This window comes from Aeromonas sp. sif2416, assembly GCF_019218665.1.
In the GTDB taxonomy this organism is placed as follows: domain Bacteria; phylum Pseudomonadota; class Gammaproteobacteria; order Enterobacterales; family Aeromonadaceae; genus Aeromonas; species Aeromonas encheleia.
The window spans coordinates 206,715-224,684 of sequence record NZ_JAHUXC010000002.1 but is presented as its reverse complement, the minus strand read 5'-3'; the positions used below and the strand labels follow the sequence as shown (position 1 = coordinate 224,684).

Sequence of the window (17,970 nt, the reverse complement as noted above, 5' to 3'; positions counted from 1 at the left end):
TGAAGAGGGCTACTACGCGCCGGCGCAGAGCCGCTTAGGTGGCCTGAACATCGCAGGCAAGTAACTGTATATCGAGGGGAAAAGACTTCACTTCCCCACCCAAAAACGGCGCCATCAGGCGCCGTTTTTTCACTGCTGGCGCCCCTCTGCGGCCGCTCCTACCCTCTAAGAGCCACCGGCCGCATCGGCCGGGAACGTCTGGAGAATACGAAGATGGACAACACTCTGGTCTGGGCCGACATTCCGACAAGGGATCTGGATCGTGCCATGGCCTTCTACTCGGCCCTGCTCGACGTGCCGGTCACGCCAATACAGGAGGAGGAGATGCGTTTCGCCATGTTGCGCCACGATGGCAACAACGCGGCGGCCTGCCTCGGCCCCATGGATGAGTACCACCAGCCGGGTGGCACCGGCCCCCTCATCTATCTCGCCCTCGGGGATAGGATAAAAGAAGCAGAACAGATGATCCCCCGGCTCGGCGGACGGGTGCTCGAGCCCCTGCACGCCATCGGCAGCGGCCACGGCTCCCGGGTCATCATCGAAGACACCGAGGGCAACCGGCTCGCGCTCTATGCCCCGCCCGCAGCCTGAGCGGCCTGACAAACAACAACGGCGACCCTGGGGTCGCCGTTGTTGTTATCGGGTCTCTTGACGAGACGCTCAGACCTGCGGGTTGAGGCGGGTCGGCATGCCGCTACGCTGTTCCAGCACCTGCTTGACCACGTTGGAGTCACTCTCGGCGTGGGCGATGAAGCGGCTGATGGCCGGGGTCATGGGCAATGGCACCGACTCGGTGGAGTTGAACTCCGCCTCGTTGCGAGAGAGCGGCTCATGGACTTCCATGTAGCGGCCGCCATCCGGCTCGATGGTGGACTTCACCGGCTGGTTGACGAACTGGACGCGGGTACCGACCGGCACCTTGTCGAACAGGTACTTGATGTCGTCGGCGCGCAGGCGCACACAGCCGCTGCTCACCCGCAGACCGATGCCGAAGGTGGCGTTGGTACCGTGGATGGCGTAGAGGTTGCCGATGTAGAGGGCGTGCAGGCCCATGGGGTTATCGGGACCGGCCGGCCAGACCGCGGGCAGGGTCTTGCCCTGGGCGGCGTAACGACGACGGATGTTCTCGGTCGGGGTCCAGGTCGGGTTGGCACGCTTGCGCTCCACCTTGGTGATCCAGTTCTCCGGGGTATTCACCCCCAGCTGGCCGATGCCGATGGGCAGCACCTGCACCACGTTCTGGCCTTTCGGGTAGTAGTAGAGCCGCATCTCGGCCACGTTGATGACGATCCCTTCACGGGGCGCATTCGGCAGGATCAGCTGATGGGGTATGGTCAGCTTGCTGCCCGGGGTCGGCAGATAGGGGTCGACGCCCGGGTTCGCTTCCATGATGTTGGTCAGGCCCAACTGGAAGTCGGAGGCGATCTGCTCCAGCGGGCGATTGTCCGCGGGCACTACGTACTCCTGGTTCTCGCCGATCAGACGGCTGTTGTCGGCAGGCAGCGCGTACTCGACGGCTGCGGCCTGCTGGCTGACCAGGGTCAGAGTACATAAAAGGGCCGAAGCGGCAAAGCGAAGGGGATTCATAAAGTTCCTGTATGGTTTCCTGTACCTGTTGGCCTGAAGCCGGTTCATCCTCGGTCTGTCCCTTGTCACGAGTCGCTCTCGCCCGAGGCCAATACCGAGCGCGCATTCTTTCCCGAGTCGGACAAAATTTCAACTTGGAGATGGGCTTTTTAGAGGAAAAGATCTATTTATCGCCCAACTATGTCCCGTACCGGGTCCCTGACACGCTAGCATCGGCTGTCTGAGCGTAAAATGAACAAGGATACTCATCCTGCCCGCCGGCTCAAATTGCATGATGGGCCTGTGACGAGTACAATCTCGCACCCCGTATATCCGCAGTATCGAGCCATTTAGTGCTCAGGGTGTACCCGCTTTGGGTGGCCGTGCGTCGAGTACGGTCGCGCAACGCCATCAACCTATACGACGCCATCAGGTGGCGCCGTCCTGATTTGCAATCAGATAGAAAGAGTCCAACATGTTCAGACCAGAATTGCTCTCCCCCGCCGGCACCCTCAAGAATATGCGTTACGCCTATGCCTATGGCGCCGACGCCGTCTATGCGGGCCAGCCGCGCTACAGCCTGCGGGTTCGCAACAACGAATTCGATCACGAGAACCTGCAACTCGGCATCAACGAGGCGCACGCTCTCGGCAAGCAGTTCTACGTGGTGGCCAACATCCAGCCCCACAACTCCAAGCTCAAGACCTTCATCCGCGACATGCGCCCGGTGGTGGAGATGAAGCCGGATGCGCTGATCATGTCCGACCCCGGTCTCATCATGATGATGCGCGAAGCCTTCCCGGACATGCCCGTTCACCTGTCGGTGCAGGCCAACGCGGTCAACTGGGCCACGGTGAAGTTCTGGCATCAGATGGGCCTGACCCGCGCCATCCTGTCCCGCGAGCTCTCCCTTGACGAGATCGAAGAGATCCGCATGCAGGTGCCAGAGATGGAGCTGGAAGTCTTCGTCCACGGCGCCCTGTGCATGGCCTACTCCGGCCGCTGCCTGCTCTCCGGTTACATCAACAAGCGCGACCCCAACCAGGGCACCTGCACCAACTCCTGCCGCTGGGAGTACAAGGTGCACGAGGGCAAGGAAGATGACGTGGGCCAGATAGTCCACCGTCAGGAGCCGATCGCCGTGCGTCCGGACAACACCCTGGGCCTCGGCAAACCGAGCGATGCGCTGGTGCTGCTGGAAGAGTCCAACCGTCCCGGCGAGTACATGACGGCGTTCGAGGATGAGCACGGCACCTACATCATGAACTCCAAGGACCTGCGCGCCGTCGAGCACGTCGAGCGTCTGACCAAGATGGGTGTGCATTCCCTCAAGATCGAAGGCCGCACCAAGTCCTTCTACTACTGTGCCCGCACCGCCCAGGTCTATCGCAAGGCCATCGACGATGCGGTCGCCGGTCGTCCGTTCGATCCGACCCTGATGGGCACCCTCGAGAACCTGGCTCACCGTGGCTACACCGAGGGCTTCCTGCGTCGTCACAACCACAGCGAGTACCAGAACTACGACTACGGCTACTCCGTCTCCGACACCCAGCAGTTCGTCGGCGAGATCACCGGCCGTCAGGGCGACATGGTGGAAGTGGAAGTGAAGAACAAGTTCCTGGTGGGCAACAGCCTGGAGCTGATGACGCCCCAGGGCAACGTCAGCTTCAACCTGGAGCAGATGCAGAACCGCAAGGGTGAGCTCATCGACACCGCGCCGGGCAACGGTCACGTGGTCTATGTGCCGGTCCCGAAAGAGATCGACATCAACTACGGCATACTGCTGCGCAACCTCGGCGATCGTCAGGATACCCGCCAGCCGCACTCGGCGGCCTGAGATGGCGCTGCTCATCACCGACAAGTGCATCAACTGTGACATGTGCGATCCCGAGTGTCCGAACCAGGCCATCAGCCTGGGGGACAAGATCTACGAGATAGACCCGGATCGCTGCACCGAATGCGTCGGCCACTATGAGAAGCCCACCTGCATCAGCGTCTGCCCCATCGACTGCATCATCTGGGATCCCGCTCACGTGGAAACCGAAGAGCAGTTGCTGGAGAAGTTTGTCGGCATGCACAGGCAGTAAAATTTGCATCAGCGTCTGTGGCTCGTGGACTGCATCCTCCGGGATCCCGCCCACGTGGAAACCGAAGAGCAGTGGCTGAAGACGTTGATCGACATGCACCGTCAACGAATAAAAAAAGCCGGGAGATCCCGGCTTTTTTTATGACACAACAGCGATGTCAGGGTTTGACCAGTTTCTGCAACGCCTCCAGCTTGCGCTGGGCCTCCAGCAGCTCGGCCTGCGCCTCCTCCAGCTTGGCCTGCTTCTTGGCGATCTTGTCCGGCTTGCCCGACACCCGGGCATTCTGCAGATCGAGCAGTCGCTCGCTCACCTCTTCCTTCTGCTTGGCGACCTCTTGCTGCTGCTCCTTGAGCAGGCCGGCATCGGTGCAATGGGCCTCGATGTTGCGCAAGGCTTGCTCCAGCCCGGCCATCTGAGCCCCATTGTCATGGGCCTTGGCAAAGGCCAGCTGCTCGGTCACGGCCTGATGCTGCGCCTTGCAGCCAATTTCCTCACTGCCATAGGCCTGACCGGCCAACAACAGCATGCTAATTCCGACAAACTTCCACATAACAACCTCATGAACCTGCCATTTTTGATGGCCGCCTATCAGACCCGACTCACCTCCCCGGGTCAAGCCGAAGACTCAAAGGGTACGACAGGGTTTGCGCAACATCACGCCAGTTCCCGCGAGATGGCGCTACAATAACGGCTTTCAGCATGGAGTCTCACATGAAGCAACAGATCCTCATCATCGCCAACGGTGCCCCCTACGGCAGCGAATCCCTGTTCAATGCCCTGCGCCTTGCCATCGCCCTCAACGAGCAGGGCGGCGTCATCCTGAAACTGTTCCTGATGTCCGACGCCGTCGGCGCCGCGCTGGCGAGCCAGGCGCCGGCCGAGGGCTACAACCTGCGCCAGATGCTGGAGATCCTGCTGGCACAGGGCACCGCGATCCGGCTGTGCAAGAGCTGCACAGACGCACGCGGCATCAGTACCCTGCCCCTCATCGAGGGCATAGAGATAGGCACCCTTCCCCTGCTGGCCCAGTGGACCCTGGCGGCCGACAAGGTGCTGAGCTTCTAGCCGTCAGGAGCCGACGCCGGATCTCGCCAGGGCGGGGCGCGGGATCCGCGCTCCCCAGGCATACAGCAAGGAAGTCAGCACACAGAGCAGCGTCATCAGGATGTAGAGCGACTGCCCGCTCCACTGCTCGATGATCCAGCCTCCCAGCACGGCCCCTATGGCGCCGCCCAGTCCGGCTAAAGCGCCGGCCCCGAAATAGCTCCCTTTCAGATGAGGGGGAGACATCTGATCGATCAGCACGTTGAGCAGCGGGAACAAGATGGTCTCCCCCACACTCAGCAGCAGCACGGCCCCGATCCAGTGCGACCACTGGGCGGGATCCCCCAGCGCAAACAGCACCTGAGCCCCCAGAAACAGCATGATGCCGAGCTGCAGCCGCACCTTGCCCGGCCAGCGCGCGAGCAGATGCAGCAGCGGGAATTGCAGCACCACCACGGTCAGCGCATTGATCGTCACCAGGATGGCGACCAGCCGCGCCACCTCGGGGGTCTCGGCCCGGGTCAGGTACTGCACCAGCGGCGAATGAAACTGGGAATAGACCAGCACCATCAGCAGGTTGGCCATCACCAGCAACAGAAAGCCCCGATCCAGCCACAGCACCCTGATGGCATCGCGCAGGCCCAGACCACTGCTGCGCACCTCTTGCTTCCTCAGCCGACGAAAGCCCCAGACAAAGGCTGCGCCCAGCAACAGATAGCTGCCGGAGAGCAGCAGGAAGGTCTGCTGCTGGGCGCTGATGCCGAGGGTCACCCCGAGCAGAGGTCCGATCGCCGCCCCCAGGTTGAGCAGGAAGTAACGCAGGTGCAGCGCCAGCTCGCGGGCCTTGGGGGAATCTAGGCTATCGGCCATCAGCGCCTTGCCGGGGGCATCGATGAGCCCGGAGGCGAGGCCGCTGCCGATCACCCCGAGCCCCAACCAGAGCACCGAGTGGGAGAAACCGAGCAGACCATAGCAGAGCAGCGCGACCAGGCAGCCCGCCAGCAGGATGTTGCGCCGCCCCAGCCGGTCCGACAGCCAGCCGCCGTAGAAGCTGATCAGGGTCGAGAGCGCCGCACTCGCGCCCAGCATGGCACCGATGCTGGTGGCCGAGAGCGCATACTCCCGATAGAGCAAGATGGAGAGAAAGGGCCAGACCATGTAATAGCTGGTGCGCACCAGGAAGGTGCCCAGGATCACGGTCCAGACCAGAGGGGGAAACTGCCTGAGGAGGGCCCACGACATCGTACTGCTCCTTGTTACCCGTCGCACGGGGAGCCCACTGTTGTAGCAGAGGGGCTCATAAGAAACAACGCCGCCGAGACGCGGGCACAAAAAAGCCGACCCTGAGGTCGGCTTCTTGACGGCACGGCAGCCTTATTCGGCAGTCGGCTCTTCGACGGCGGCAACGGCCACGTCAGCAACCGGGGCGGCGGCTTCGGTCGGTGCATTCGCTTCCTTGATGGAGAGACGCACGCGGCCTTGACGATCCACTTCCAGTACCTTCACCTTCACCACGTCACCGATCTTCAGGAAGTCGGCCACGTTCTGCACGCGGGCATCGGTGATCTGTGAGATGTGTACCAGACCGTCTTTACCCGGCAGGATGTTGACGAAGGCGCCGAAATCGGCCAGACGCACAACCTTGCCTTCATAGATGCGGTTCACTTCGATCTCGGCGGTGATGGCCTCGATGCGACGAATGGCTTCCATGGCGGCTTCGTTGGCAACGGCGGAGATGCGGACGGTGCCGTCATCATCCAGCTCGATGTTGGTGCCTGTCTCTTCGGTCAGGGCACGGATCACGGAACCGCCCTTGCCAATGACATCCTTGATCTTCTCGGGATTGATCTTGATGGTGTGGATGCGCGGGGCGAAATCGGAGATCTCGCTACGCGGCGCCTGGATGGCTTCGTCCATTACCTTCAGGATGTGCAGGCGAGCGCCACGGGCTTGCTTGAGGGCAATCTCCATGATCTCTTTGGTGATGCCTTCGATCTTGATGTCCATCTGCAGCGCGGTGATACCTTGAGTAGTACCGGCCACCTTGAAGTCCATGTCGCCCAGGTGATCTTCGTCACCCAGGATATCGGACAGCACGACAAAACCTTCTTCTTCCTTCACCAGACCCATGGCGATACCGGCAACGGAGGCCTTGATCGGCACACCCGCATCCATCAGCGCCAGGGAGGAACCACAGACGGAGGCCATGGAGGAGGAACCGTTGGATTCGGTAATTTCAGACACCACGCGCACCACGTACGGGAACTCGGCGGCGCTCGGCATCACGGCAGCAACGCCGCGCTTGGCCAGACGACCGTGACCGATTTCACGACGCTTGGGGCTACCCATCATGCCGGTCTCGCCGACGCAATACGGCGGGAAGTTGTAGTGCAGCATGAAGCGGTCGGCGCGATGGCCGGCCAGCTCGTCGATGTTCTGGGCGTCACGCTCGGTACCCAGGGTCGCAACCACGATGGCCTGAGTCTCACCACGGGTGAACAGGGCGGAGCCGTGAGCACGCGGCAGGATGCCGGTGCCAACGGACAGGGCACGGATCATTTCCGGATCGCGACCATCGATACGCGGCTCGCCACGGACCACACGGCCACGGACGATGCGGCTTTCCAGGCTGTGGAACTCTTCGCCGATCTTCTTGGCATCTTCTTCCACGCCGGCAGCGATGACCTGCTCGACCACACGCTGCTTGATGGCACCGATGGCGGCGTAACGCACGGCCTTCTCGGTGATGCGGTAGGCTTCACCCAGCTCGGCGGTGGCCAGCTCGGCAATCTTGGCCTTCAGCGCTTCGTTGGTCGCTGGCGGGGTCCAATCCCACGGCTGGGTACCCACGTCGGCGGCGAATGCGTTGATGGCGTTGATCACCACTTGCATCTGCTCGTGGCCATAGACCACGGCGCCCAGCATCACTTCTTCGGACAGGATGGCCGCTTCGGATTCCACCATCAGCACCGCGTTGGCGGTACCGGCGACGACCAGGTCCAGATCGCTCTGCGGCAGTTCCTGGGTGGTCGGGTTCAGCACATACTGGCCGTTCATGTAACCGACGCGGGCAGCAGCAATCGGGCCGCCGAACGGGATGCCGGAGATGGCCAGTGCAGCAGAGGCACCGATCATGGCAACGATGTCGGGGGACACGGCCGGGTTCACGGACATGACGGTGGCAACCACCTGAACCTCATTGAGGAAGCCTTCCGGGAACAGCGGACGAATAGGACGGTCGATCAGACGGGAGATGAGGGTCTCGCCTTCGCTCGGACGGCCTTCGCGACGGAAGAAACCACCCGGGATACGACCAGCAGCATAGGTACGCTCCTGGTAGTTGACGGTCAGCGGGAAGAAATCACGGCCGTGATCGGCCTCTTTCTTGCCGACTACGGTCACAAATACGCAGGTATCGTCCATGCTGACCATTACGGCCGCAGTGGCTTGACGGGCCATCACACCGGTTTCCAGGGTAACGGTGTGTTGACCGTACTGGAATGACTTTACAATAGGATTCACGTGAATTTCCTTTTTACAATTTGGCTCTTTAAATTCGCGTGCAAGTATACTTGATTCGAACCAAAAGGTAAGCGGTGGCACACATTCTGTGAGGCAGGCAACGCTTTGCAGCGCGATAAAAATGATCCATAAAAAAGGGGAACCTCACGGTTCCCCTTTTTCGCAAAATCTGATGGTCGATTAACGACGCAGACCCAGCTTGGCGATCAGAGCAGCGTAACGCTGAACATCTTTACGCTTCAGGTAGTCCAGCAGTTTGCGACGCTGGGAAACCATGCGCAGCAGACCACGACGACCGTGGTGATCCTTGGCGTGCTCTTTGAAGTGACCTTGCAGATGGTTGATCTGGGCAGTCAGCAGGGCAACCTGCACTTCGGGGGAGCCAGTGTCGTTGGCGCAACGAGCGTTGTCAGCAACGATGGAAGCTTTGATCTCAGCATTTAGAGACATGGTATTACTCCAGTAGAGTGTTTAAAGGTTCACAGCCAATCTCTAATTCAGCCGTGAAATGAGGGCGGTATCATAATCGCACCCGCCCCCTTTCGCAACGAGAAAGACGCGCGACGGGAAAGATGTGCGATGGGCAAGGCGCCCCGATACCGCCTGAGGATCACTCCTCGTCTTGTTCGTCGTGATAGCGTACCAGCCGCTTGGGCGCGACCCGGCCTTCGTCGTCGATCTCGCCGACGCCGATGAACTCGCGCTCAGGACCGACCGTCATGCGAACCTGGCCGCCTTGCGGGGCACCAGCCACCTGCACGGCCTGACCCTGGTTCACATAGGCAGCCACCGCCGCCAGCATGTTCACCTCGGGCAGGGCTGCCACGGCGGTATCCATCGGCAGCAACAGGGGATCGAGCTGCTCCCGCGGCGGAATACTCTCGGCCTTGGCCTGCTCGAAGATGCACTCGAGCTGATCCAGGGTCAGCATCCGCTCATAGGGATAGTTCGCCACCTGGGTGCGGCGCAGCTGGCTGACGTGTGCGCCACAGCCCAACACCTCCCCCAGATCGTCCACCAGGGAGCGGATGTAGGTACCCTTGCTGCAATGCACCTCCAGCCGCACCTCATCCCCTTCAAAACTCAGCAGTTTGAGCTCGAACACAGTGATGGGACGGGCTTCCCGCTCGATCTCGATGCCTTCACGGGCGTACTCATAGAGCGGACGACCGTTGTGCTTGAGGGCGGAGTACATGGACGGCACCTGCATGATGGGGCCGCGGAACTGGTCCAGCGACTCGATCAGGGTGCCCAGGGCCACGTTCACCGGCCGGGTGGAGACCACCTCGCCGTCGGAGTCGCTGGTGTTGGTGCGCTCGCCCAGCTTGGCGGTCACCTCATAGCGCTTGTCCGCCTCCAGCAGATACTGGGAGAACTTGGTGGCCTCGCCGAGACAGATCGGCAGCATGCCGGTCGCCAGCGGATCCAGGGCACCGGTATGACCGGCCTTGGCGGCGTTGTAGATACGCTTGACCTTCTGCAACACATCGTTGGAGGTCAGACCGGTCGGCTTGTCCAGCAGCAGGATGCCGTGTACGTCACGACCCTTGAAACGGCGTCTACGAGACATCTCAGGCTTTATCCTCTGTATCATCCGGTGCGGCTTCGTCTTCCTCACGGCCGGCTTCGGCCATGCGACGCTTGTCGTCACGCACTGTGTTGGACACCAGGTTGGAGATGCGCATCCCCTCGACCAGGGTCTGGTCGTAGTAGAAGCGCAGCTCGGGCACCACCCGCAGACGCATGGCGCTGCCGAGCAGGCTGCGGATGTAGCCAGCCGCTTCGGTCAGGCCCTTGAGCCCTTCCGCGATGCGCTCGGCATCGATATCCAGCTGCAAGAAGGTGACGTATATCTTGGCGTAGTTAAGGTCCTTGGACACTTCCACGTCCGAGACGGTTACCATGCCGATGCGCGGGTCTTTCACCTCACGCTGCAAGATCAGTGCGATTTCGCGCTGGATCTGCTGGCCGACCCTGCTGGTCCGGCTGAATTCTCTGGCCATATTTCTATCCTGCGATAAAAGGGGGCCGCAGCCCCCTATTTTGTCTAATGCTCGGCTTACAGAGTCCGTTGAATGACAACAGTCTCGTAAACTTCGATCTGGTCGCCTTCGCGTACGTCGTTGTAGTTCTTGACCGCGATACCACACTCGTAACCGTTGCGGACTTCGTTGACGTCATCCTTGAAGCGACGCAGGGATTCCAGCTCGCCTTCATAAATGACCACGTTTTCACGCAGAACACGGATACGGTTGGAACGCTTGACTACACCTTCGGTAACCATACAGCCGGCAACGGCGCCGAACTTCGGTGACTTGAAGACGCTACGCACTTCAGCCAGACCGATGATCTCCTGACGATACTCAGGGGCCAGCTTGCCGCTCATGGCCTGCTTCACTTCGTCGATCAGATCATAGATGACGGAGTAGTAACGCAGATCCAGACTCTCGGATTCGATGACCTTGCGCGCAGAAGCGTCGGCACGGACGTTGAAGCCCACCAGGATGGCGCTGGAAGCAGCCGCCAAGGTGGCGTCGGTTTCGGTGATACCACCGACCCCTGAACCCACGATCTTGACCTTGACTTCCTCGGTAGAGAGCTGGACCAACGAATCGCAGATAGCTTGTACGGAGCCCTGTACGTCGGCCTTGATCACCACGTTCACTTCGGACACTTCGCCCTCGGTCATGTTGGCGAACATGTTTTCCAGCTTGGCCTTCTGCTGGCGTGCCAGCTTGACGTCGCGGAACTTGCCTTGACGATAGAGTGCCACTTCACGGGCCTTCTTCTCGTCACGTACGACGGTGGCTTCGTCACCGGCAGACGGCACCCCGGACAGACCCAGGATCTCGACCGGCAGGGACGGGCCCGCTTCCTTGATCTCGCGACCCAGTTCGTCACGCATGGCACGAATACGACCGTATTCCAGACCACACAGAACGATGTCGCCCTGGCGCAGGGTACCTTCTTGCACCAGCACGGTAGCAACAGGACCACGACCCTTGTCCAGGAAGGACTCGATCACGACGCCGCTGGCCATGCCATCGACAACCGCTTTCAGCTCCAGTACTTCGGACTGGATCAGGATGGCTTCCAGCAGATCGTCGATGCCTTCGCCAGACTTGGCGGAGACGTGCACGAACTGGCTATCGCCACCCCAGTCTTCGGACATGACGTTGTAACGGGCCAGCTCGGTCTTGACGCGATCCGGATCCGCTTCAGGCTTGTCGATCTTGTTGACCGCAACCACGATGGGCACTTCTGCCGCCTTGGCGTGCTGGATGGCTTCGATGGTCTGCGGCATGACGCCGTCATCGGCAGCCACGACCAGTACCACGATATCGGTCGACTTGGCACCACGAGCACGCATGGAGGTAAAGGCAGCGTGACCCGGGGTATCCAGGAAGGTGATCATGCCACTGTCGGTTTCGACGTGGTAGGCACCGATGTGCTGGGTGATGCCACCGGCTTCGCCAGCGGCGACCTTGGCCTTGCGGATGTAATCCAGCAGGGAGGTCTTGCCGTGGTCGACGTGACCCATGATGGTCACGACCGGAGCGCGCGGCTTGGCTTCGGAGGTCTCGTCACGATCGGACAGTACCGCCTCTTCCAGCTCGTTCTCACGACGCAGCAACACCTTGTGGCCCATCTCCTCGGCGACCAGCTGAGCAGTTTCCTGATCGATCACCTGGTTGATGGTGGCCATGGCGCCCATCTTCATCATCGCCTTAATGACTTCGACACCCTTGACGGCCATCTTGTTGGCCAGCTCGGCCACGGTAATGGTCTCGCCGATCACCACGTCACGGTTCACCACGGCAGCCGGCTTGTTGAAGCCGTGCTTCATGGCGTTTGGCATGGCCATCTTGCCGCGCTTGCCTTTGCGGGCACGAGGGTTGCGGGAGTCACGGTCGTCTTCGCGGCGAGTGGCCTTTTTCGGGGCCTTGACTGCTGCAGCAGCAGTGCGACGACTGGTCTCTTCCTTCCGGTCCAACTCGTCTTCTGCGGCTTGCGCATGCTTGTTGGTGGTCAGATGGTAATCACTGCTCTCTTTGGCGCGAGCAGCTTCTTCCTCGGCCCAGCGAGGGCCGTTCTGTTCCGCCATGACGCGAGCCTCTTCGGCTTTCTTCGCGGCGAGTTCTTCTGCTTTTTGCAAAGCGGTTTGTTCCTGTTGGCGCTTCAGTTCTTCTGCTTCGCGCTTGGCCATCTTTTCTGCCTCTTGCTGAGCTGTGCTAGCGGCTACTTTGGCGGGCTGTGGAGCCTGTCGAGCCTTTGATTGTGCCTCGATCCGCGCCTTTTCCTCAGCTTCACGACGAGCCTGCTCAGCCTCACGGCGAGCCTTCTCTTCAGCGTCGAGACGGACCTTGTTTTCGGCCTCGTGACGAGCTTTTTCTTCTGCTTCCAAACGCGCTGTTTCCTCGGCTTCCGCCTGACGCTGTTCATCTTCCAGCGCCGAGCGTTTTACATAGGTGCGAGTCTTGCGCACTTCAACCTGCACTTCTTTATTCTTGCCGCCGGTCCCTTGAACACTGATGGTGCTCTTGGTCTTGCGCTGCAAAGTCATGCGGGCAGGTGCGGTGAGCTCGTCACCTCCATGCTGTTTTTTCAAGTGAGCCAGCAGAGTCTGTTTTTCAGACTCGCTGACGAGGTCGTCGGCCTTGCTCTTGCTGATACCGGCATCGACAAACTGCTGGAGAAGACGATCAACCGGCGTGTCGATGTCAGTGGCAAGTTGTTTGACTGATACTTCTGCCATTCATTTTCCTCCGTTTGATCTTATTCAGACTGCTCTTCTCCGAACCAACAGATATTGCGAGCAGCCATAATCAGCTCACCGGCTTTCTCAGCGGTCAGCTCTTCAATGTCGGCAAGGTCGTCGATACCTTGCTCTGCCAAATCTTCCAGGGTGCCAACACCGCGCGCGGCCAGGGCATATGCCATGTCGCGACCGAGGCCAGCCAGATTGAGCAGGTCTTCGGAAGGCTCTACGCCGTCGAAGGATTCTTCTTTGGCCAGGGCCTTGGTGGTCAGGACATCCTTGGCACGCTTGCGCAGCTCTTCCACCATGTCTTCGTCCAGACCGTCGATGGCCAGCAGCTCATTGACGGGTACGAAGGCGATCTCTTCCAGAGTGGAGAAACCTTCTTCCATCAGCAGACCGGCGAAATCGTCGTCGATGTCGAGGGCGCTGGTGAACAGGGTCAGGATGCGATCGTTCTCGGCCTGGTGCTTGGAACGCATGTCCTCGACGGTCATGACGTTCAGCTCCCAACCGGTCAGCTGGGAAGCCAGACGCACGTTCTGACCGTTGCGACCGATGGCCTGGGCCAAGTTGGCGGCTTCCACGGCGATGTCCATAGTGTGGTTGTCTTCATCGACGATGATGGAGGCCACATCGGCCGGCGCCATGGCATTGATCACGTATTGAGCGGGGTTGTCATCGTACAGCACGATGTCGGCACGCTCACCGCTCAGCTCGGCGGAGACGGCTTGCACCCGAGCACCACGCATGCCGATACAGGCACCGATCGGGTCGATACGACGATCATTGGTCTTGACCGCGATCTTGGCGCGGGAACCCGGATCACGGGCGGCGCCCATGATTTCGATCATCTCTTCGCCGATTTCTGGCACTTCGATGCGGAACAGCTCTTTCAGGAAGTCCGGGCTGGAACGGCTGACGAACAGCTGGGAACCACGGGCTTCGGGGCGTACGGCATAGAGCAGGCCACGGATGCGGTCGCCCGGACGGAAGGTCTCGCGCGGCAGCATGTCGTCACGGAAGATCACCGCCTCGGCATTGCTGCCCAGATCCAGGATCACGTTGTCACGGTTGCTCTTCTTGACCACGCCACTGATGATGGTGCCTTCCTTGTCCTTGAACTGGTCAACGACTTGGGAGCGCTCGGCTTCGCGCACTTTCTGCACGATAACCTGCTTGGCGGTCTGGGTGGTGATGCGGTCGAAGGTAACAGAATCGATCTGGTCTTCAACATACTCACCCACCTGGATTTCGGGGTCATCTATCTGGGCCGCTTCCAGGGTGATTTCACCGTAAGCGTTCTCCATGGAGGCCTGATCGGCCACCACTACCCAGCGGCGATAGGTGTCGTAGTCACCGGTCTTGCGATCGATCTCGACGCGAACTTCAATCTCGCCTTCGTATTTTTTCTTGGTCGCAGTCGCCAGCGCAGTCTCCAGAGCCTGGAAGATCTTCTCGCGGGGAACAGCCTTCTCGTTGGACACAGCGTCAACGACCAGCAAAATCTCTTTATTCATATCCGATAGCCTCGTTAACCAAAGTTCGGCACTATGTTCGCTTTTTGGATATTGGTGAAAGCCAACACCTCGTCCTTACCATCTACTGTCAGAGTAACCATGTCGCCCTGCACAGCTTTGATCACGCCTTTGAACTTGCGGCGGTTGTTTGTTGCCATCCGGAGCGAAACCGCCGCCTCTTGGCCAACGTATTTTTCGAACTGGGCAACCTTGAACAGCGGACGATCCAGACCGGGCGAAGAGACTTCCAGGAAGTACTCCTCGGTGATGGGATCTTCAACGTCCATGATGGCGCCAACCTGGCGGCTCACCTCGGCACAGTCTTCCACCGTCACGCCTTGCTCCGAGTCGATAAAGACGCGCAAGGTCGAGTGTTTACCCGCACGGATAAACTCAACACCCCAAAGTTCAAAACCCAAGGCAACGACCGGAGCCTCGAGCAGATCGGTCAAACGTTGTTCCAACGTAGCCAAAGTCACCCTCCGAAAAACAAAAAAAGGGCATAAAGCCCAGATAGAGATCGATTCAGAGTAAATCGCACATAACAAAAAGCCCCGATGTCAAATCGGGGCTTGGCGCTTTACCCTGATTGTCGCCTCGCAGCGACCGCCTTCCTGAGCGTAGGAAATGCGTGAAATTTGGTTGCGGGGGCCGGATTTGAACCGACGACCTTCGGGTTATGAGCCCGACGAGCTACCATGCTGCTCCACCCCGCGTCCGAAATCGTGCGAGATTATAGCCACTTCACTCTCGTCATACAAGACTGACTGGCTATAATATACCCGGTTACCCGAGCTCACTACTTAATTGGTGCCGTGGGCGGGACTCGAACCCGCACACCCTAGAGCACTACCCCCTCAAGATAGCGTGTCTACCAATTCCACCACCACGGCAAAAACTCTTTACTCGGGAACGTCAGTGTCTTTCTTGACTGGCGCTTTGGTCTGCTCAACTTGTTGAGTCTGTTGCAGATTTTCCCATTCGCTACCCTGTTTCACCTTGTTGCTGGACATGGAACCCAATACCAGGCTAATCAAAAAGAACAGAGTGGCCAAAATTGCTGTTGTTCGGGTCAGGAAACTACCTGAACCACCGGAGCCGAATACGGTATTCGATGCCCCTGCGCCGAAGGAGGCGCCCATGTCAGCCCCTTTACCTTGCTGAATCATCACCAGACCAATCAGGGCCAATGACACCAACAGATAAACGACTAAAAGAATTTCGTACATTTAACTTGCACCCTTTGCCGCTTCAACAATTCCTAAAAACGCCTTGTCATCGAGACTCGCACCGCCAATCAGACCGCCATCAATGTCGGGCTGGGCAAACAAATCTCGTGCATTGGCCGGTGTCACGCTCCCACCATAGATGATCCTGACTTTCTCACCTATTACCGGAGTATCCTCCGCCAAGCGACCGCGTATAAAGGAATGAACCTCTTGTGCCTGCTCGGGTGTGGCGCATTTACCTGTACCTACAGCCCAAATCGGCTCGTAGGCGATGATAGCATTATCGAAAGCCATCGCGCCATTTTTCTCTATGACGATATCCAGCTCTTCGGCGATCACCTCGAAGGTTCTTCTCGCCTGCCTTGCCGCACCTGACTCCCCCAAACAGAGGATGGGGATCAAGCCTGCCGCTCTGGCTGCCGCAAACTTCTCTGCGACGATAAAGCTGGTCTCACCAAAGAGACGCCTGCGCTCGGAGTGCCCTACCAGTACGTAACGGCACCCTGCCTCAACCAGCATCTGACACGAGACTTCACCCGTGTAAGCGCCCGATTGGTGCTGGCTCACATTCTGAGCCCCCAACTTCATCATCCTCTGCCCGTCGAGCAGCGAAGCCGTGAAGTCGAGATGCACATGGGATGGACACAAAACCACATCTACTTGCTCATCGATGCCTTGCAGGCACTGGCCAGTAAACTGTTCTAACTGCGACCTACTACCGTGTAACTTCCAGTTGGCGGCTACAATCGGCTTGCGATGTCCCATCGGCAACTCCCTTGCGAAAGCGGGCTGATAATATCCAGAGGAATGTCAGCTGACAAGCGCTATTTTTGAATTTTCGAATCGTTTGAACAAGATACAACCAGGGCGGCTAAAAAGCCGCCCCTTCTGCTCATTAAAACGCCGATTCGACCTGTCGGGCAATGCGGTTCGCCATGTCGAGCACCTGTTGCTCATGCTCCCCTTCCACCATGACCCGGATCAGCGGCTCGGTGCCGGATTTGCGCAGCAAGACGCGGCCGCGACCGGCCAGCTCCTGCTCCACCTTGCTGACTTCGGCGAGCACGGCTGGCGAGGTCAGCGGATCCTTGCCTTCGGCAAAGCGCACGTTCACCAGCACCTGCGGGAACTTGCTCATGCCGGATCGCAGCTTGGCCAGCGGCATCTCGGCGGAGCATACCGCCGTCAGCACCTGCAGGGCGGCGACTATGCCATCGCCGGTGGTGGTCTGATCCAGGCAGATGATGTGGCCGGAGTTTTCACCGCCGATGCGCCAGCCCTTCTCGCTCATCATCTCCAGCACGTAACGGTCGCCCACCTTGGCCCGCGCAAACGGGATGCCAAGGGTCTGCAGCGCCAGCTCCAGGCCCATGTTGGCCATCAGGGTACCGACCACCCCGCCCTTGAGGCGACCATTGCGCAGCGCATCACGGGCGATGATGTAGAGGATCTCGTCCCCGTCGATGATGTAACCGGTGTGATCCACCATCACCAGGCGATCGCCGTCACCGTCGAAGGCGACACCGAGATCAGCCTTGCACTCCAGCACCTTGGCGGCCAGCGCCTCCGGCGCGGTGGAGCCGACCCCGTCGTTGATGTTGAGGCCATCCGGGCTGCAGCCGATGGCGATCACCTCGGCGCCCAGCTCGCGGAACACCGAGGGGGCGATGTGATAGGTGGCGCCATGACCACAATCCACCACCATCTTCACCCCTTCCAGGCTCAGGTGGGTGGGGAAGGTGCTCTTGCAAAACTCGATGTAGCGACCGGCGGCATCGTCGATGCGCTGCGCCTTGCCGAGCTCGGCCGACTCGACGCACTTGAGTTCGTGATCCAGCTCGGCTTCAATGGCGAGTTCGACGTCGTCCGGCAGCTTGGTACCGTCGGCGGAGAAGAACTTGATGCCGTTATCGTAATAGGGGTTGTGAGAGGCGCTGATGACGATGCCGGCCTCGGCCCGGAAGGTGCGGGTCAGGTAGGCGACCGCCGGAGTGGGCATGGGCCCCATCAGTATGGCCTTGAGACCGGCGGCGGAGAGGCCCGCCTCCAGGGCCGACTCCAGCATGTAGCCGGAGATGCGGGTATCCTTGCCGATCAGCACCTTCTTGGTGCCCTTCTTGGAGAGCACCTTGCCCGCAGCCCAACCCAGTTTCATCACGAAATCCGGGGTGATAGGGAATTCACCCACCTTGCCGCGCACACCGTCTGTGCCGAAATACTTTCTGGTCATTGTCTGTTCTCGT

17 protein-coding genes and 2 tRNA genes are annotated in these 17,970 nt (G+C 59.8%); 4 read left to right on the top strand and 15 right to left on the bottom strand.

Annotation, left to right across the window (positions count from 1 at the left end; translation table 11 throughout):
* Nucleotides 1-213: 213 nt before the first annotated feature.
* Nucleotides 214-591: a VOC family protein gene (locus KW821_RS04385; protein ID WP_042652776.1), complete on the top strand. Its 378-nt coding sequence runs from the start codon at nt 214-216 to the stop codon at nt 589-591.
* Nucleotides 592-660: 69 nt separating this feature from the next.
* Here the strand turns inward: KW821_RS04385 and KW821_RS04380 are convergent, their stop codons facing one another.
* Nucleotides 661-1,587, bottom strand: a complete 927-nt coding sequence (locus KW821_RS04380) for a L,D-transpeptidase family protein (protein WP_042652777.1) — start codon at nt 1,585-1,587, stop codon at nt 661-663.
* A gap of 454 nt (nt 1,588-2,041) precedes the next feature.
* Between KW821_RS04380 and yegQ the strand changes: the two genes are divergently transcribed.
* Nucleotides 2,042-3,403: a tRNA 5-hydroxyuridine modification protein YegQ gene (gene yegQ / locus KW821_RS04375; RefSeq protein ID WP_042652778.1), complete on the top strand. Its 1,362-nt coding sequence runs from the start codon at nt 2,042-2,044 to the stop codon at nt 3,401-3,403.
* Nucleotide 3,404: 1 nt separating this feature from the next.
* Nucleotides 3,405-3,653, top strand: a complete 249-nt coding sequence (locus tag KW821_RS04370) for a YfhL family 4Fe-4S dicluster ferredoxin (protein WP_218290560.1) — start codon at nt 3,405-3,407, stop codon at nt 3,651-3,653.
* Between the two features lie 157 nt (nt 3,654-3,810).
* Here the strand turns inward: KW821_RS04370 and KW821_RS04365 are convergent, their stop codons facing one another.
* Nucleotides 3,811-4,203: a DUF1090 domain-containing protein gene (locus tag KW821_RS04365; protein WP_256353321.1), complete on the bottom strand. Its 393-nt coding sequence runs from the start codon at nt 4,201-4,203 to the stop codon at nt 3,811-3,813.
* A 161-nt stretch (nt 4,204-4,364) separates the two neighbouring features.
* Between KW821_RS04365 and KW821_RS04360 the strand changes: the two genes are divergently transcribed.
* Entirely contained in the window at nt 4,365-4,718 is a 354-nt protein-coding gene (locus KW821_RS04360) for a DsrE/DsrF/TusD sulfur relay family protein (RefSeq protein ID WP_218290559.1), read from the top strand.
* A gap of 3 nt (nt 4,719-4,721) precedes the next feature.
* On the opposite strand, the gene KW821_RS04355 is transcribed toward KW821_RS04360, so the two are convergent.
* From KW821_RS04355 to glmM, 13 genes are all read right to left on the bottom strand, one after another.
* A complete protein-coding gene (locus tag KW821_RS04355; protein ID WP_371317592.1) occupies nt 4,722-5,966 on the bottom strand; it encodes an MDR family MFS transporter in 1,245 nt (414 codons plus the stop codon).
* Between the two features lie 105 nt (nt 5,967-6,071).
* A complete protein-coding gene (pnp, locus tag KW821_RS04350; protein ID WP_218290557.1) occupies nt 6,072-8,219 on the bottom strand; it encodes a polyribonucleotide nucleotidyltransferase in 2,148 nt (715 codons plus the stop codon).
* Nucleotides 8,220-8,399: 180 nt separating this feature from the next.
* Nucleotides 8,400-8,669: a 30S ribosomal protein S15 gene (rpsO, locus tag KW821_RS04345; RefSeq protein ID WP_005317514.1), complete on the bottom strand. Its 270-nt coding sequence runs from the start codon at nt 8,667-8,669 to the stop codon at nt 8,400-8,402.
* Between the two features lie 160 nt (nt 8,670-8,829).
* Nucleotides 8,830-9,789: a tRNA pseudouridine(55) synthase TruB gene (gene truB / locus KW821_RS04340; RefSeq protein ID WP_218290556.1), complete on the bottom strand. Its 960-nt coding sequence runs from the start codon at nt 9,787-9,789 to the stop codon at nt 8,830-8,832.
* 1 nt (nt 9,790) lies between these two features.
* Nucleotides 9,791-10,222, bottom strand: coding sequence for a 30S ribosome-binding factor RbfA (gene rbfA, locus KW821_RS04335; protein WP_033131613.1), 432 nt, complete (start codon nt 10,220-10,222; stop codon nt 9,791-9,793).
* A 56-nt stretch (nt 10,223-10,278) separates the two neighbouring features.
* A complete protein-coding gene (infB, locus tag KW821_RS04330; RefSeq protein WP_042652786.1) occupies nt 10,279-12,975 on the bottom strand; it encodes a translation initiation factor IF-2 in 2,697 nt (898 codons plus the stop codon).
* 20 nt (nt 12,976-12,995) lie between these two features.
* Entirely contained in the window at nt 12,996-14,498 is a 1,503-nt protein-coding gene (gene nusA / locus KW821_RS04325) for a transcription termination factor NusA (protein ID WP_042652787.1), read from the bottom strand.
* Between the two features lie 14 nt (nt 14,499-14,512).
* Nucleotides 14,513-14,971 (bottom strand): ribosome maturation factor RimP, encoded by a 459-nt coding sequence (gene rimP / locus KW821_RS04320; protein ID WP_042652788.1) that lies wholly within the window; start codon nt 14,969-14,971, stop codon nt 14,513-14,515.
* 166 nt (nt 14,972-15,137) lie between these two features.
* Nucleotides 15,138-15,214 (bottom strand) — tRNA-Met (locus tag KW821_RS04315).
* Nucleotides 15,215-15,306: 92 nt separating this feature from the next.
* A tRNA-Leu gene (locus KW821_RS04310) sits at nt 15,307-15,391 on the bottom strand.
* A 9-nt stretch (nt 15,392-15,400) separates the two neighbouring features.
* Complete coding sequence (gene secG / locus KW821_RS04305; protein WP_025326063.1) at nt 15,401-15,727, bottom strand: preprotein translocase subunit SecG; 327 nt, start codon at nt 15,725-15,727, stop codon at nt 15,401-15,403.
* Nucleotides 15,728-16,492, bottom strand: coding sequence for a triose-phosphate isomerase (tpiA, locus tag KW821_RS04300; protein ID WP_218290555.1), 765 nt, complete (start codon nt 16,490-16,492; stop codon nt 15,728-15,730).
* 130 nt (nt 16,493-16,622) lie between these two features.
* Nucleotides 16,623-17,957: a phosphoglucosamine mutase gene (glmM, locus tag KW821_RS04295; RefSeq protein WP_042652790.1), complete on the bottom strand. Its 1,335-nt coding sequence runs from the start codon at nt 17,955-17,957 to the stop codon at nt 16,623-16,625.
* Nucleotides 17,958-17,970: the final 13 nt, after the last annotated feature.